Genomic DNA, 14,283 nt, shown 5'->3' with positions numbered 1-14,283 from the left:
GAGAACTCCATGGCTGAGAGTCATGGCGGGGCGAAAGGTCCGGCGGCGGGCGCCCACACCGAGGCCGAAGGCGGTCACGGTGGCGGTTTTCCGCCGTTCGAGAGCAGCACCTATGCTTCGCAGCTGGTGTCGCTCGCGATCTTCTTCGTCGTGCTTTATGTGATCGTGTCCAAGCTCGCTCTGCCGAAGGTCGGCGGTGCGATCGAGGCGCGTCAGAACAAGATCGAGGGCGACCTCACCGAGGCGCAGACGCTGAGGGACCAGTCCGACGCGGCGCTGAAGGCTTATGAAGGCGAGCTCGCTTCGGCGCGCTCGCGGGCGCAGGCGATCGGCAACGAATCCCGCGACAAGGCGAACGCGCAGACGGACGCCGAGCGCAAGACTCTGGAAGAGCAGCTGGCGGCCAAGCTCGCCGAAGCGGAGAAGACCATCGCCGCGACGCGCGCGACCGCCATGAGCAACGTCCGCGGTATCGCGGCCGATGCAGCCGGCTCAATCGTGCAGCAACTCACGGGCGTCGTTCCGGATGCGACGTCGGTCAGCGCCGCCGTTGATGCGTCCTTGAAGGGTTAGTCGATATGTTCTTTGATCCTGAAACCTGGGTCGCCATCGCCTTCGTGATCCTGATGGTCGTGTTCGGCTATCTCGGGGTCTTCAAGAAGGTGATGGTTGCGCTCGACCATCGCGCCGACCGCATCAAGGCCGAGCTCGACGACGCGACGCGCCTCAAGCAGGAAGCGGCCAAGGTGCTTGCCGACTACAAGGCGCGCAGTGCCACCGCCGAGCGCGAGGCTGCCGACATCATCGCCAACGCCAAGTCCGAAGCCGAGCGCATCGCGACCGAAGCCAAGGCGAAGATGGAAGACTTCGTCGCCCGCCGCACCAAGACCGCGGAGGGCAAGATCGCGCTCGCCGAGGCCCAGGCACTCGCCGATGTCCGCGCCGCAGCCGCGGAAGCCGCCGTCCAGGCCGCCTCCACGATCCTGTCGCAGTCGGTCAGGGGCCAGGTCGCCGACGATCTGCTCGCCAAGGGCATCACCGAGGTCCGGCAGAAGCTGAACTGAGGGATTTCGCCTTCACCCATCAAAAAGCCGGCGCGATGAGCGCCGGCTATTTTGTTTGACCTGAAGAACTCTCTTGTCCCGGACGCGGCGCAGCGTGCAACGCTGCTCCGCAGAGCCGGGACCCATGCCGCTCGCAGTGTCTGGGCCCCGGCTCTGCGTCGCACCGCTACGCGCTGCGCCGCGTCCGGGGCACGAGACCGCCGTTACTTCTTCTTCGGCTTTGCCTTCGGCTCCGGCGCGAGCGCCTGCGGGTCGAAGCCGACATAGAAGACGTAGGAATCGGCATCCTTGGCCGAGGGCACCGGATAGGACAGATCCTCGGCGACGAAGGTGAAGGGAACGCTGCCGCCCTCCGACATCTCGACCGTGGTCCGGTAGGCCTTCGAGGCGATCACCTTCTCGCCGACACCGCCGTGCACCACGGCGATACGCAAGGGCACCTCGACGGTGGCAGGCGCACCGGCGGGACCGGCGATGACGCGACCCTGGATGCCGACCCGGGCCGTGATGCCCTCGGCGCTGCGGGCGCATTCACGCGCCATCTTGGTGATCGAGGCCTGGAAGCGGATCTCATTGCCGACGGCCGGCTTGCCGGTGGCGCCAACCGCGTAGGTCGAGGCCCCCGCGCGCACCGTGACCTGTGGGCAGTCGAGGTCGTCCTCGGCCGGCTGCCCGGGCGCAGGCGGCGGCTTGGGCTGGGCCGGTTCGTCGGACTTGCCGCCGAACAGGCCCTTGAAGCGGTCGGTCAACGACTGGGCCGCCACCGGCGAGACGGAGGCGAGCGCAAGTGACGCCGCCAGCGCGATCCCCGTCCCACGCCACAACGCATTCCGCGATGACCGAAGCTCCTGCACTCTCAACGCCCGTACTCCATGACAATTGTCCGGCCGATCGCCGGGGCATGCGCGTTATATCGTCAAAATCGGCGAACCCAAGGCAGCAAGCAAGGCGGCACGACGAGACTTTGGCCACATGAATGAACGGGCTCAGCCGCGGAAATCCTCGTGCAGCAGGCCGAACAGCAAATGGTCCTGCCAGACCCCGTTGATGCAGAGATAGCGGCGCGCGAGCCCCTCGCGGGAGAAGCCGCACTTCTCCAGCACCCGGATCGAAGGCGCATTGGTGGGGATGCAGGCGGCCTCGACCCGGTGCAGGTTGAGCTCGCCGAACAGCGTCGGCAGCAGCACCCGGAGCGCCGCCGTCATGTAGCCGCGCTGGGCATGGGGCTTGCCAACCCAATAGCCGATGGTGCCGGCCTGGACGATGCCGCGGCGGACATTGGCCAGCGTGATGCCGCCGACCATGGCGCCATCGAGCTCGCGGAAGACCAGGAAGGGATAGGAGCGGTCCGCGGCGATGTCCTCGGAATAGCGGCGCAGCCGGCGGCGGAAGCCGGACCGGGTGAGGTCGTCCGACGGCCAGATCGGCTCCCAGGGCGTCAAATAATCGCGGCTGGCCTCGCGCAAATGCGCCCATTGCAGAAAGTCCGACATCTGCGGCGCGCGCAGCAACAGCCCGTTGCCGCGCGGCGCGAGGGCGGCAGGTCCACTGGATGGCAGGCGAAAGAGGGCCATGGTGATGCTTCCCGGGGCAGATCAGCCCGTGCGCGGCTCCTAATGCAGCCGCGCCTTGGCACGTGCCCGCGTCAATCCTTCCGCAAAAGACACCGCCGTGTCCAGACCCCTGCCACTGCCTAATGCGACAACCGCAGGCCGGCTGCGCGAAAGCAGTGCACGCGCGGCATCCCGGGTCGATTCGACGCTGACGGCGTCGATCCGGGCCACCAGTTCCTCCACCGTCTGCGGCCGGCCATAGGCCAGCACGTGCCGGGCGAGTTGCTCGGCGCGGGACGAGCAGCTCTCCAGCGCCATCAGGAGGCCTGCCTTCATCTGCGCCTTGGCCCGCGCGATCTCACCCTCGGTCAGGGTCTCCACCGAGTCATTCATGATGTCGACCACGACTTCCATCATCTCCGGCGCGTCGGCCGGATCGGTGCCGGTGTAGAGGCCGAAGAAACCGGTGTCGGTATAGGGCGCGTGGAACGAGTAGATGGAGTAGCAGAGGCCGCGTTTCTCGCGGACCTCCTGGAACAGCCGCGACGACATTCCGCCGCCGAGGATGTTGGTGAAGACCTGGAGCGAGAACAGCGACAGGTCGCCCTGAGGCACGCCCTCCAGCGCCAGCGTCAGATGCGCCTGCTCGAGCTCGCGATGCACCACCTTGGTACCGCCCTTACCGAACATGGCGGCTTGCGGCTTCGGGCCCGGCGTCCCCTCGAAACTCGAAAAGCGATTCTCGACCTCGGCGACCACCTGCTTGTGATCGACCGCGCCGGCCGCAGCCACCACCATGTCGGGGCCGCGATAATGCGTCGACAGATAATCGCGCAGCGAGTCGCGGTTGAAAGCGCGCAAGGTCTTGGCGGTGCCGAGCAGCGAACGGCCCATCGGCTGGTCGGGATAGCAGAGCTCGTTGAGATGCTCGAACACGACGTCGTCGGGCGTGTCCTGCGCGGCACCGATCTCCTGCACGATGACGTTTTTCTCGCGCTCGAGCTCGTCGGGCTCGAAAGCGGGATTGGCCAGGATATCGGCAAGCACGTCGAGCGCGAGCGGCACGTCGGCCTTCAGCACCCGCGCGTAATAGGACGTGGTCTCGGTCGAGGTGCCGGCATTGAGATCGCCGCCGACCGCCTCGATCTCCTCGACGATCTCGCGCGAGGTGCGCTTGGTCGTGCCCTTGAACGCCATATGTTCAAGCAGATGCGAAATGCCGTGCTCGTTCGGCTTCTCGTCGCGTCCGCCGACGCCCGCCCAGACGCCGAGCGACGCGGTCTCGAGATGTGGCATCTTGTCGGTGACGACGGTCAGGCCGGAGGCAAGTTTGGAAATCTCGACGCTCATCCGGTAACTCCCTGTTTTGCGGCGCGGCTGACCGACAGCACGAACCGCTCGACCTCGGCCTGATCGTTCTTCATCACCTTCATGTGTTCGGATTTGGTCATGAGACCATCGAGCCAGGCCGGCAGTTGCGGCCGCTGGCCGCAGGCCGCGTCGACGGCATCGGGAAATTTGGCCGGATGGGCGGTGGAGAGCACGATGCTGGGCACGGTGGTGTCGGTGGTGTCGCGGTCGGCGACAGCGAGCGCCACCGCAGTATGGGGATCGACCAGTTCGCCCGCCTCGCGCCAGGCGGCGCGGATCGCAGCCGCAGTCTCGGTCTCGTCGGCACGGCCTGCGTCGAACTCCTCGCGGATCGCGGCGAGCGTTGCGTCGGGCAGCACGAAGCGCCCGGACTGCTTGAGCTGCTCCATCAGACGGCGCACGCCGGCGGCATCGCGCCGGCCGGCCTCGAACATCAGCCGCTCGAAATTCGAGGAAATCTGGATGTCCATCGACGGCGACGCAGTGGCATGCACCTCGCGCACCTCGTAAATGCCGGTCTTGAGCGTGCGGGCGAGGATGTCGTTGACGTTGGCGGCGATACGCAGCGTCCGCACCGGAAGACCCATGCGCTTGGCGACATAGCCGGCAAAGATATCGCCGAAATTGCCGGTCGGCACGACGAAGTCGACGGCGCGCGCCGGCGCGCCGACGGCAACGGCGGAGGTGAAATAGTAGACCACCTGGGCGACGATCCGGGCCCAGTTGATGGAATTGACGCCGGACAGCGAGGTCGCATCGCGGAAGCGATGGTTGTTGAACATGCCCTTCACGAGCGCCTGGCAGTCGTCGAAATTGCCTTCGATGGCGAGCGCATGAACGTTCGCCGCGCCCGTCGTCGTCATCATTCGCCGCTGCACTTCGGAGATGCGGCCGTGCGGAAACAGCACGATGAGATCGACGTTCTCGAGCCCTGCAAAGGCATCGACCGCGGCGCCGCCGGTGTCGCCTGACGTCGCGACCACGATGGTGGTGCGCTGGCCGCGCTTGGCCAGCACATGGTCCATCAGCCGGGAGATCAGCTGCATCGCCACGTCCTTGAAGGCGAGCGTCGGGCCGTGGAACAGCTCCAGCACGAACTGGTGCGGAGACAACTGGCGCAGCGGCACCACGGCCGGATGGCGGAACGTGGCATAGGCCTCGTTGGCCATGCGGCCGAGCTCGGCGTCCGAAATCTCGCCGCCGGTGAAGGGACGGATCACGTCGACCGCGACCTCCCAATAGGGGCGGCCGAAGAAGCCGGCGATGGCTTCAGTCGAAAGCTGCGGCCACGTCGCCGGCACATACAGGCCGCCGTCGCGGGCGAGCCCGGTCAGCATCACGTCGCAGAAGCCAAGTTCGGGGGCCTCGCCCCGGGTCGAGATATAACGAGTCAAACTGCCCTCCAAAGGCCGGCCGCGCCGAAGCTCGACCCATAAGCCTTTGATTTTATGAAACTACTTGTCAACAGCCAGAGGCTTTCAGCCACCATAAAGCGTTTTGCGGCATCGGGAAACCGCTTCGCGGCCGGAGCTCTCCAACGAAAAAGGCTGCGGCGATGCCGCAGCCCTCTCTTGGAAGGTCTGTCGTTGATGTGTGCAGACCAGTTTGGCTTGTCCGGGGCGCTTGCCCGCTAAAACTGTCGAGCCAAGCTTTCGTCGCCTGTCACGAAATCGTCAAGGGCGAAAACGACGATGGGGGGAAGATGTTCCTGTTTTTCCCGATGCGTTTCAGCTTTCGCCAACGCAGCGGGGCGAGGAACACGCCTGCGATGCTACTTTTTCCCGACATCTTGAGCCGTTTCAGGAACGTTTGCCGCCTCGGCCGATTGTGTCGGCGGATGGTATCGGCGGTGTCCATGCATTGCCCGGCTGCACGCCGAGACCACTCCGCCCCCACCGAACCGGCAGCATCCTGGAGCAGCCGGTTCGGTGCTCAGGCCGCCAGTGCCTGGGCGTCCGGGGTGTCAATTCATGCCGATTTCCACCGCAATCCGGATCAGATCGGAGTGGTTCTTGGCCCCTAGCTTCTGCTTGAGCAGGGAGGTGGTGTTAGCCACGGTCTTGTAGGAGATGCCAAGCGCCTCGGCGACCTCGACGATCTTGTCGCCCCGGCCGAGCAGGCGGAGAATTTCAAGCTCCCGCGGCGTCATTTGCGAGGCCGGATTGGCCTTGATCGCAGCGCCGGAGAACGTCACGGCTTCCGCGAGCTGCGGCGAGATAAAATTGTCACCTGCGACCACCTTGCGCACCGCTTTCAGCAGGATCCTGGGATCGTCACCCTTGGAGACGTAACCCTGCGCCCCGAGTTCGACCGCCCGCACCACGAAGGCCGGATCGTCGTTCATGCTGAACATGATGATCTTGGCATCGGGATCGTCCTTGCGGATCCTCCGCATCAGCTCGAAGCCGGAGACATCGGGCAGGCTGATGTCGATCACGGTGACGTCGGGCCGCTTGCTGATATAGGCGCGATGTCCGGATTTGGCGTCCGTCGCCTCGTCGATGCGGATCGAATGGTCGGATGCGAAAAGGGTGCGGCAACCTGACAGCACCACGGGATGGTCGTCGACGATCAGGACCCTAGTCGCCGGCTTGGCGGTATCTTGCATCGCGCGCTCTCTTGTTTTTTGACTCATAGACCGGCGGGAACAAATGGAAAGAGCAAATCGCGCCCATACGCGTTAGAATTGACCTAATGTGGCAACGGCTCCCCTTCAGGACGCAACTGTTTCTCCCGCTCGGCGTGATGTTTGTCGCGGCGCTTGTGATGGGCGGCATATTGCTGCAGCTTTTTGCAACCGGTCAGCTGGCCGAGGAGAACGAGCCTGCTCGACGTTCGACCAGGTCCGTCGCCGCTGCGCTCAACAACACTCTGCGCGCCTCGGACAATCCGCAGAAGACGCTCGACGCATTTGTCCTGTCCCTGGGCGTCTCCTCCGATATTCAATTCCGTTCTATCGAATCAGGTCCTACTCCGTCCCCGCGAGACGGCATGCGCAATCTTCAGGCGGTTCCGCAATGGTTCGTCGACCTCCTGACCATACCGGACATGGACGCTGCCTCCCCGGTGGTCATTGATGGCAAGAGGGTCGGCGATATCGTATTCCTGCCGGACCTGTCGGCCGACCTGTTCGAAAAGTGGATCGGCTTCCTCGCGCTGACCGGCCTCGTCGCCGTACTGATGGTGCTCACCGGTACCATTGCTTACATTTTCGCAGGATCGGCCCTGCGACCGCTGCAACATCTCGGCGAAGGCCTCACCCGCATACGGCGCGGCGACTACGCAACGCCGATCCCGGTCGCAGGGCCGCCGGAAATCCGGCAGAGCTGCGAAGAGGCCAATGCGCTGGCCACGACGCTCGCACAATTGAGTCAGGACAATCGCGACCTGCTGCACCGCCTGGTCTCGCTCCAGGACAACGAGCGGCGCGATCTTGCCCGCGAATTGCATGACGAGCTGGGCCCACTCCTGTTCAGCATCCGCGCCGGCACGATCGCGTTGAGCGAAGCCTCGCCGCCAGTGGGAAATCTCGGCAAATCGGCGCAGGAGATAATGCGGTCGGTCGAGGCGCTCCAGCAGACCAACCGCCGCATCCTCGACCGGCTGCGGCCGCTCTACATCGAGGAATTGGGGCTCGGGAGCAGCGTACAGACGCTGCTCCAGAATTTTCGCAGACAAGCGCCCCAGATCAGCCTGACGGCCACACTCGATCCGGACCTCAACGAGATCGCCGGGCCGCTGGCGCAGACCGTTTATCGCGTGATCCAGGAGGCGCTGACCAACGTGCTGCGCCATGCCGCAGCAGGCAATGCGCATGTGCAGGCGAGCATCGCGGGCGAGGCGCTCGCGATCGAGATATCCGACGACGGCGGCGGCTTTCCCGCCGACAATGTCTTCGGCCGGGGCCTGACCGGGATGCATGAGCGCGTCCGCGCGCTCAGCGGATCACTGTCACTACTGCGTGCGGATGAACGGACCTATGTGCGCTGTCGTCTGCCAATGGAGACGAGGGGAGACGAGCCGGTATCCCGCTAAAGCATGATCCGGAAAAGTGCGAAGCGGTTTTCCGAAAAGATCATGCGCAAACAACAACCTAAAGCGCGATGACGATTCATCCCAATCTCATCGCGCTTTAGCACGCGCAACCATCCGGCGGATTCTGCCGTGCCGGCGTGCACAGCGTGCTGTAGATCTTGCCTTCGGCACTGAAGCGAAACGAGGCGTGAATGCGCAGCGATCCCGCGACGGAATATTCGAGATCGACGCCGTTCGGCGCGGGATTGATCTCTTCCAGGCCGAAGCCGGCCGACGAGAATGCGCTGAGCCGCGGCCCCCAATAGGTTTCGAGCTCGCGTCGTCCGCGATAGCGTCGCGTGCCGTTGCAGGTGCATTCAACCTGGGCATCGTCTGCATAGAGGTCCAGCAGCGTCGCAAGGTCGCCCTTCCGGCAGGCGTCCACCCAGTCGACGACAATTCCCATCTGATCGAAATCGCTCAACGCCAACATCCTGTCTGCCGCGAAGATTTGTGTGCGACTTAGGATCACCCTCGTGAATATGTGCTGAATAATAAACCCCGGGCGATACCGGGTTCCCTCCGGGAACTTACGGACAAATTCAGATCAAGCGACGTCCCCTCACCCAGACGCCGAATGCAATCAGCACCGCGCCCGCGAGCGCGAACCAGGTGATGGCGTATTGCAAATGGTCGTCTTTCAGATGCACGTCGAGCGGACCCGGACGCGGGATGCCGTTCTCGGGCGTTGGCCGCTCGAGATCGACGTAGAACGGCGCAACTGCGCCCCAGCCCAGTGCGGTCGCGATCGCGAGATGATCGCGCACGAACCACAGCCGCTTGTCGCGGCTCGCCGCCGGCGTCATCCAGGCTGCGGCTTCCGGAAAACGAAGATAGCCGGTGAGCGCGACGGGCTGGCCCGTCACGAGCTTCTTCACCGCGCGGTCCTCGACGCTGCGGTCCTGCATCGTGTTCTCGACGAAGCCCGCATCGATCACGACCGTCTCCCCGGTCGGAAGCCGCGCCGGCAGGAACGCCCAGGTGCCGGGACCTGAAGCATCCTTGCGCACGGCGGACCCGGACGAATAGACCATCGCATCGGGCAGCGGCGCATAGGTCGCGGTGAAGCTGACACGGCGGAATTCGTCGCGCGCGGGATTGAGCGCTGCCCATTGCGAAGGCGGCGGCAGCGCGATGGGGGCCTCGGCGAGACGCTCGGTGAGTGCCGCGACCAGCTCGTGCTTGGCGGTCCGGCGCTGCAATTGCCAGACGCCGAGCGCGACGCACACCGCGGCCAGGAAAAGCGTGAACAGCGCGAAGCCGGCCACGCGAGGCTTGCGCGCAGTCTCGTTCATTTCGCGCGGTCGACCAGCCGGCCCGGTGCCGCCTTGTGATGGAATTGCAGCGCAATCAGAAGCGACTTCATCGCACGCAGCGGCAAGAGCGTGGTGGCGAGGATCAACGGCAGCCACAACACCGCGTGCAGCCAGTACGGCGGCTGGTATTTGACCTCGACGACGAGCGCGCAGCCGACCACGATCGCGCCGGCCAGCATGATGATGAAAATCGCCGGACCGTCGCCAGTGTCGATGAATGCATAGTCGAGGCCGCAGCGGTCGCAGGACGGCGCGAGCGTCAGGAAGCCCGCATAGAGCTTACCCTGGCCGCAGCGTGGGCATTTGCAGGCAAGCCCGCGCAGCGCGCTTTGCAGGACGGTGGTCTCGGGCTCGGACGGGCCGGCAGTGTCGTTCATGTCGCGGACTCTATCACAGTTTTCACCAAGGCTTCCGGCGGCCGAAAAGCGAAAGGGCGGCCCTGTGGCCGCCCTTTCTGATCGATCAGTCGCGGCTCAGTGCGCGCCGTGCGCCATGGCCTCTGCGCCGTGTCCCCACACATAGATGCAGAGGAACAGGAACAGCCAGACCACGTCGACGAAGTGCCAGTACCAGGCGGCGAACTCGAAGCCGAGGTGCTGCGTCGGCGTGAAGTGGCCGGCGTAAGCGCGAAACAGGCAGACCAGCAGGAAGATGGTGCCGACCAGGACATGAAAGCCATGGAAGCCGGTCGCCATGAAGAAGGTCCCGCCGTAGACGTTGCCGGCGAACGAGAACGCCGCGTGGCTGTACTCATAGGCCTGCACGCAGGTAAAGAGCGCGCCGAGCACGACGGTGATGATCAGGCCGTATTTCAGGCCCTGGCGATCGTTCTCGAGCAGCGCGTGGTGCGCCCAGGTTACCGTGGTGCCTGACGTCAGCAGGATCAGCGTGTTGAGCAGCGGCAGATGCCAGGGATCGAAGGTCTCGATACCTTTCGGCGGCCATACACCGCCGAACAGGGCTTCGCGGGTCATATGAACGGGATCGGCCGGGAATAGCGCCGCATTGAAATAGGCCCAGAACCAGGCAACGAAGAACATCACCTCGGAGGCGATGAACAGGATCATGCCGTAGCGGTGGCTGATCTGCACGACGCGGGTGTGGTCGCCCTTGTACTGGGCTTCCTTGATCACATCGCCCCACCAGCTCGCCATGGTGTAGAGCACGCCGATGGTGCCGACACCGAAGATGATCGGCGCAGCCGAGAACATATGGTGCATCCAGGTAATCGCGCCGACCGCCATGATGAAGGCCGAGATAGAGCCGACGACCGGCCACGGCGAGGGATCGACCAGATGGTAGTCGTGATGTTTGCCTTGCGCTGTGGCCATTGCCGTCTCTCTCCTCAATCCCGTGCCTGTCCGGCACTTATCCCCTTAGAACCAACCCCTGGGCCGTGAGCCCGCGATCAGAGATTTCCCTTGCGTTTGTCGTCGTCGCCCGATGCCAGCGGCTTCACCACCGGATCCTTCACCGGATAGAACGTGTAGGACAGCGTGATGGTGTTCAGCCCGTCGTTCTCGTGATCGGCGGCAATCGACGGATCGACATAGAACACGACCGGCATCTCCCGCTTCTCGCCGGGCGCCATGGTCTGCTCGGTGAAACAGAAGCAGTTGATCTTCTGGAAGTACGACCCGACCGTCAGCGGCGCGACGTTGTAGGCGGCTTGGCCTGCGGTGGTCCGCGCGGCCTGGTTGGTCACGGTGTAAAAGACCGTCACGACCTGGCCGATATTGACCTCGATCTCGTTCTGCTCCGGCTCGAACTTCCAGGGCAGGCCGGGTGCGACATTGGAATCGAAGCGCACCGCGATTTTTCGCGCGATCGGCCCGGTCGCGGGCGCGGAGGTCGCGACCTGGGTGGTGCCGTTGAAGCCGGTGGCGCGGCAGAACCAGTTGTAGAACGGCACCGCCGCGTAGGAGGCGCCGACCATCAGCGCGACCACGCCGCCGCAGATCGAGGCGACCAGCACATCGCGGCCGATACCTTTGCTGGCCTTACGGCTCTGATCCCGCGACATGGTGGGCTCTCGATCCATCTTCCCTACATCGGCCGGATTAGAACTGCCGGTCCCTTGACCATGGTGACGGCGAAGAACAACACCACGAGCACGCCGAGCGCCAAAGCAATCGCAATGGAGCGCTGACGACGGCTCTTCTTCTGCGCCTCGGTGAGGACGATTCCATCTATCTCGGGTTTGTCGGCCATCTCCGCGATCATGCGCCCCCAACCATCGGAGCAAGCGCCCGGTACACGACCTCGGCCAGCAAGGTCGCGAACAGCGCGAACAGATACAGGATCGAGAAGGCAAACAGTTTTCGCGTCGCACGCAGCGATTGGCTGCGCTCGCGGCGCAGATAGACGTTGATGGCGAGCACCAGCATGCCGGCACCGAGGATCAGCGAAACGACACCGTAGACGGCATCGAAATAGCCGAGCGCCCAGGGCGCGGCGGCAACCGCGATCAGCACGATGGTGTAGAGCAGGATCTGGAGACGCGTCGCGTCGGGGCCGGCGACGTTGGGCAGCATCGGAATGCCGGCGCGCGCGTAATCGTCGGAGCGGAACAGCGCCAGCGCCCAGAAATGCGGCGGGGTCCAGAAGAAGATGATGGCGAACAGCAGCAGCGGCTCGACGTCGACCGTGCCTGTGACCGCGGCCCAGGCCACCACCGGCGGCAGCGCGCCGGCGGCGCCGCCGATCACGATGTTCTGCGCGGTCCAGCGCTTCAGGCCGATCGTGTAGATCACGACGTAGAAGAAGATGGTGAAGGCGAGCAGCGCGCCCGCGATCCAGTTGACGAGGATGCCGAGCGTCATCACCGAGAAGAAGGCGAGCGTCATGCCGAACGTCATCGCTTCGGGGCGGGTGATGCGGCCACGCGGAATCGGCCGGTTCGCCGTGCGCAACATCTTGGCGTCGATGTCACCTTCCAGCGCCATGTTGAGGGCGCCGGAAGCGCCGGCACCGACCGCGATGCAGAGCAGCGAGGTGATCGCCAGCACCCAGTGGAAATGCCCGGGCGCCATCGCCATCCCGACCAGCGCGGTGAAGATCACCAGCGACATTACCCGCGGCTTGAGCAGCGCGAGATAGTCGCCAACCTCCGCTTCGGAGATGCGGGGATTGAGATCGATGGCGTTGTGGTCGAGGACGGACACTAGTTTGACTCGCTTTGTTGTAGAGCTGCGGCGCCCGTCACGGGCGCCGCAGGAGATTGATTACTGCACGCGGGGCAGCACTTCGAACTGATGGAAAGGCGGCGGCGAGGGCAGCGTCCATTCCAGCGTGGTCGCACCTGCACCCCACGGATTGTCGCCGGCCGGCACCTTTTTCGCGAAGGCGTCGATCACGCAGTAGAGGAAGATCAGCACGCCGAAGCCGGAGATGTAGGAGCCCACCGACGAGACCAGGTTCCAGCCCGCGAACGCGTCGGGATAGTCGACATAGCGGCGCGGCATGCCCGACAGGCCGAGGAAGTGCTGCGGGAAGAACACCAGATTGACGCCGATGAAGGTGACCCAGAAGTGCGCCTTGGCCAGCGTCTCGTTGTACATGTAGCCCGACATCTTCGGGAACCAATAGTACCAGCCGGCGAAGATCCCGAACACCGCACCGAGCGACAGCACGTAGTGGAAGTGGGCGACGACGTAATAGGTCTCCTGCAGCACGCGGTCGACGCCCGCATTCGCCAGCACGACGCCGGTGACGCCGCCGACGGTGAACAGGAAGATGAAGCCCACCGCCCAGATCATCGGCGCGCGGAAATCGATCGAGCCGCCCCACATCGTGGCGATCCACGAGAAGATCTTCACGCCGGTCGGAACCGCGATGACCATCGTCGCAGCGACGAAATAGGCCTGCGTCGCCGAGGACATGCCGACCGTGTACATGTGGTGCGCCCACACCACGAAGCCGATGCCACCGATCGCGACCATGGCGTAGGCCATGCCGAGATAGCCGAACACGGGCTTGCGCGAGAAGGTCGAGACGATCTGGCTGACCATGCCGAAGGCGGGCAGGATCAGGATGTACACCTCGGGGTGACCGAAGAACCAGAACAGATGCTGGAACAGCACGGGGTCGCCGCCGCCTTCGGGGTTGAAGAACGACGTGCCGAAATTGCGGTCGGTGAGCAGCATCGTGATCGCACCGGCGAGCACCGGCAGCGACAACAGCAGCAGGAACACCGTCACCAGGATCGACCACACGAACAGCGGCATCTTGTGCAGGGTCATGCCCGGCGCGCGCATGTTGAAGATCGTGGTGATGAAGTTGATGGCGCCGAGGATCGACGATGCACCCGCCAGATGCAGCGACAGGATCGCGAAGTCGACGGCCGGGCCCGGATGACCCGAGCTCGACAGCGGCACGTACATGGTCCAGCCGGCGCCGACGCCGTTGGCACCCGGCTCGCCCTCGACGAAGGTCGACATCAGCAGCAGCGCGAAGGAGGCCGGCAGCAGCCAGAACGAGATGTTGTTCATGCGCGGGAACGCCATGTCGGGCGCGCCGATCATCAGCGGCACGAACCAGTTGCCGAAGCCGCCGATCATCGCGGGCATGACCATGAAGAAGATCATGATCAGGCCGTGAGAGGTCACGAAGACGTTATAGGTGTGCGTCTCGTGGAATATCTGCACGCCCGGATACATCAACTCGGCACGGATCGCGATCGACATCGCGGCACCGATGACGCCGGCGATGACCGCGAAGATCAGGTACATCGTGCCGATGTCCTTGTGGTTGGTCGAATAGACGTAGCGCCGCCATCCGGTCGGATGGGCGTGTTCGTCATGTCCGTGGTCTTGCGCGTGATCGCCGTGTGCCGCTGCGCTCGTTGCCATTTTCAAATCCTGCCTTGCGTCCCATGCGGACCTTATGCGGTCCCGCCCTTTATAT

At 64.4% G+C, this 14,283-nt stretch carries 16 protein-coding genes; 3 read left to right on the top strand and 13 right to left on the bottom strand.

Features of this window, described 5'->3' with window-relative positions:
- Positions 1 to 9 precede the first annotated feature (9 nt).
- A complete protein-coding gene (locus tag IVB29_RS13890; protein WP_247503925.1) occupies positions 10 to 573 on the top strand; it encodes a F0F1 ATP synthase subunit B' in 564 nt (187 codons plus the stop codon).
- A 5-nt stretch (positions 574 to 578) separates the two neighbouring features.
- A complete protein-coding gene (locus IVB29_RS13885) occupies positions 579 to 1,064 on the top strand; it encodes an ATP F0F1 synthase subunit B (RefSeq protein WP_247503924.1) in 486 nt (161 codons plus the stop codon).
- Positions 1,065 to 1,267: 203 nt separating this feature from the next.
- Here the strand turns inward: IVB29_RS13885 and IVB29_RS13880 are convergent, their stop codons facing one another.
- The 5 genes from IVB29_RS13880 to IVB29_RS13860 form a co-directional block, all read right to left on the bottom strand.
- Positions 1,268 to 1,888 (bottom strand): hypothetical protein, encoded by a 621-nt coding sequence (locus IVB29_RS13880; RefSeq protein WP_247503923.1) that lies wholly within the window; start codon positions 1,886 to 1,888, stop codon positions 1,268 to 1,270.
- 162 nt (positions 1,889 to 2,050) lie between these two features.
- Positions 2,051 to 2,638 (bottom strand): GNAT family protein, encoded by a 588-nt coding sequence (locus tag IVB29_RS13875; protein WP_247503922.1) that lies wholly within the window; start codon positions 2,636 to 2,638, stop codon positions 2,051 to 2,053.
- A gap of 39 nt (positions 2,639 to 2,677) precedes the next feature.
- The gene (locus IVB29_RS13870; RefSeq protein ID WP_247503921.1) at positions 2,678 to 3,967 is read right to left on the bottom strand and encodes a pitrilysin family protein; all 1,290 of its coding nucleotides are present in this window, start codon (positions 3,965 to 3,967) and stop codon (positions 2,678 to 2,680) included.
- The gene (thrC, locus tag IVB29_RS13865; RefSeq protein WP_247503920.1) at positions 3,964 to 5,382 is read right to left on the bottom strand and encodes a threonine synthase; all 1,419 of its coding nucleotides are present in this window, start codon (positions 5,380 to 5,382) and stop codon (positions 3,964 to 3,966) included. The genes IVB29_RS13870 and thrC overlap by 4 nt, the downstream gene beginning before the upstream one ends.
- A 569-nt stretch (positions 5,383 to 5,951) precedes the next feature.
- On the bottom strand, positions 5,952 to 6,596 hold the full coding sequence (locus IVB29_RS13860; protein WP_008139927.1) for a response regulator transcription factor: 645 nt from the start codon (positions 6,594 to 6,596) through the stop codon (positions 5,952 to 5,954).
- Positions 6,597 to 6,682: 86 nt separating this feature from the next.
- On the opposite strand from IVB29_RS13860, the gene IVB29_RS13855 reads away from it, so the two are divergent.
- Entirely contained in the window at positions 6,683 to 8,023 is a 1,341-nt protein-coding gene (locus IVB29_RS13855; protein WP_247503919.1) for a histidine kinase, read from the top strand.
- Between the two features lie 97 nt (positions 8,024 to 8,120).
- Here IVB29_RS13855 and IVB29_RS13850 read toward each other — a convergent pair whose 3' ends face one another.
- The 8 genes from IVB29_RS13850 to ctaD form a co-directional block, all read right to left on the bottom strand.
- Positions 8,121 to 8,486, bottom strand: a complete 366-nt coding sequence (locus tag IVB29_RS13850; protein ID WP_247503918.1) for a nuclear transport factor 2 family protein — start codon at positions 8,484 to 8,486, stop codon at positions 8,121 to 8,123.
- A gap of 118 nt (positions 8,487 to 8,604) precedes the next feature.
- Positions 8,605 to 9,357: an SURF1 family protein gene (locus IVB29_RS13845; RefSeq protein WP_247503917.1), complete on the bottom strand. Its 753-nt coding sequence runs from the start codon at positions 9,355 to 9,357 to the stop codon at positions 8,605 to 8,607.
- Positions 9,354 to 9,755, bottom strand: a complete 402-nt coding sequence (locus tag IVB29_RS13840) for a DUF983 domain-containing protein (protein ID WP_247324638.1) — start codon at positions 9,753 to 9,755, stop codon at positions 9,354 to 9,356. Before IVB29_RS13840 ends, IVB29_RS13845 begins: the two co-directional genes overlap by 4 nt.
- Positions 9,756 to 9,851: 96 nt before the next feature.
- Positions 9,852 to 10,709 carry a cytochrome c oxidase subunit 3 gene (locus IVB29_RS13835; RefSeq protein ID WP_247503916.1) on the bottom strand — a complete coding sequence of 286 codons (858 nt, stop codon included), beginning with the start codon at positions 10,707 to 10,709 and terminating at the stop codon, positions 9,852 to 9,854.
- A gap of 77 nt (positions 10,710 to 10,786) precedes the next feature.
- Positions 10,787 to 11,419 (bottom strand): cytochrome c oxidase assembly protein, encoded by a 633-nt coding sequence (locus IVB29_RS13830; RefSeq protein ID WP_247503915.1) that lies wholly within the window; start codon positions 11,417 to 11,419, stop codon positions 10,787 to 10,789.
- A gap of 5 nt (positions 11,420 to 11,424) precedes the next feature.
- Positions 11,425 to 11,601: a CoxF protein gene (locus IVB29_RS13825; RefSeq protein ID WP_092026932.1), complete on the bottom strand. Its 177-nt coding sequence runs from the start codon at positions 11,599 to 11,601 to the stop codon at positions 11,425 to 11,427.
- Positions 11,598 to 12,542 (bottom strand): heme o synthase, encoded by a 945-nt coding sequence (locus tag IVB29_RS13820; RefSeq protein ID WP_247503914.1) that lies wholly within the window; start codon positions 12,540 to 12,542, stop codon positions 11,598 to 11,600. Before IVB29_RS13820 ends, IVB29_RS13825 begins: the two co-directional genes overlap by 4 nt.
- Positions 12,543 to 12,602: 60 nt before the next feature.
- On the bottom strand, positions 12,603 to 14,228 hold the full coding sequence (gene ctaD, locus IVB29_RS13815; protein ID WP_092026928.1) for a cytochrome c oxidase subunit I: 1,626 nt from the start codon (positions 14,226 to 14,228) through the stop codon (positions 12,603 to 12,605).
- Between the last annotated feature and the right edge of the window lie 55 nt (positions 14,229 to 14,283).

Source organism: Bradyrhizobium sp. 1, assembly GCF_023073315.1.
In the GTDB taxonomy this organism is placed as follows: Bacteria; Pseudomonadota; Alphaproteobacteria; order Rhizobiales; family Xanthobacteraceae; genus Bradyrhizobium.
Note: the sequence above shows the minus strand (reverse complement) of the source record. Positions and strands in the feature narration are given on the sequence as shown.

Bases quoted from the DNA above. Each gene is read 5' to 3' on its own strand.
- IVB29_RS13890 (WP_247503925.1), top strand. From the start codon at position 10: ATGGCTGAGAGTCATGGCGGGGCGAAAGGTCCGGCGGCGGGCGCCCAC.
- IVB29_RS13885 (WP_247503924.1), top strand. From the start codon at position 579: ATGTTCTTTGATCCTGAAACCTGGGTCGCCATCGCCTTCGTGATCCTG.
- IVB29_RS13875 (WP_247503922.1), bottom strand. From the start codon at position 2,638: ATGGCCCTCTTTCGCCTGCCATCCAGTGGACCTGCCGCCCTCGCGCCG.
- IVB29_RS13870 (WP_247503921.1), bottom strand. From the start codon at position 3,967: ATGAGCGTCGAGATTTCCAAACTTGCCTCCGGCCTGACCGTCGTCACC.
- IVB29_RS13860 (WP_008139927.1), bottom strand. From the start codon at position 6,596: ATGCAAGATACCGCCAAGCCGGCGACTAGGGTCCTGATCGTCGACGAC.
- IVB29_RS13855 (WP_247503919.1), top strand. From the start codon at position 6,683: ATGTGGCAACGGCTCCCCTTCAGGACGCAACTGTTTCTCCCGCTCGGC.
- IVB29_RS13845 (WP_247503917.1), bottom strand. From the start codon at position 9,357: ATGAACGAGACTGCGCGCAAGCCTCGCGTGGCCGGCTTCGCGCTGTTC.
- IVB29_RS13840 (WP_247324638.1), bottom strand. From the start codon at position 9,755: ATGAACGACACTGCCGGCCCGTCCGAGCCCGAGACCACCGTCCTGCAA.
- IVB29_RS13835 (WP_247503916.1), bottom strand. From the start codon at position 10,709: ATGGCCACAGCGCAAGGCAAACATCACGACTACCATCTGGTCGATCCC.
- IVB29_RS13830 (WP_247503915.1), bottom strand. From the start codon at position 11,419: ATGGATCGAGAGCCCACCATGTCGCGGGATCAGAGCCGTAAGGCCAGC.
- IVB29_RS13825 (WP_092026932.1), bottom strand. From the start codon at position 11,601: ATGATCGCGGAGATGGCCGACAAACCCGAGATAGATGGAATCGTCCTC.
- ctaD (WP_092026928.1), bottom strand. From the start codon at position 14,228: ATGGCAACGAGCGCAGCGGCACACGGCGATCACGCGCAAGACCACGGA.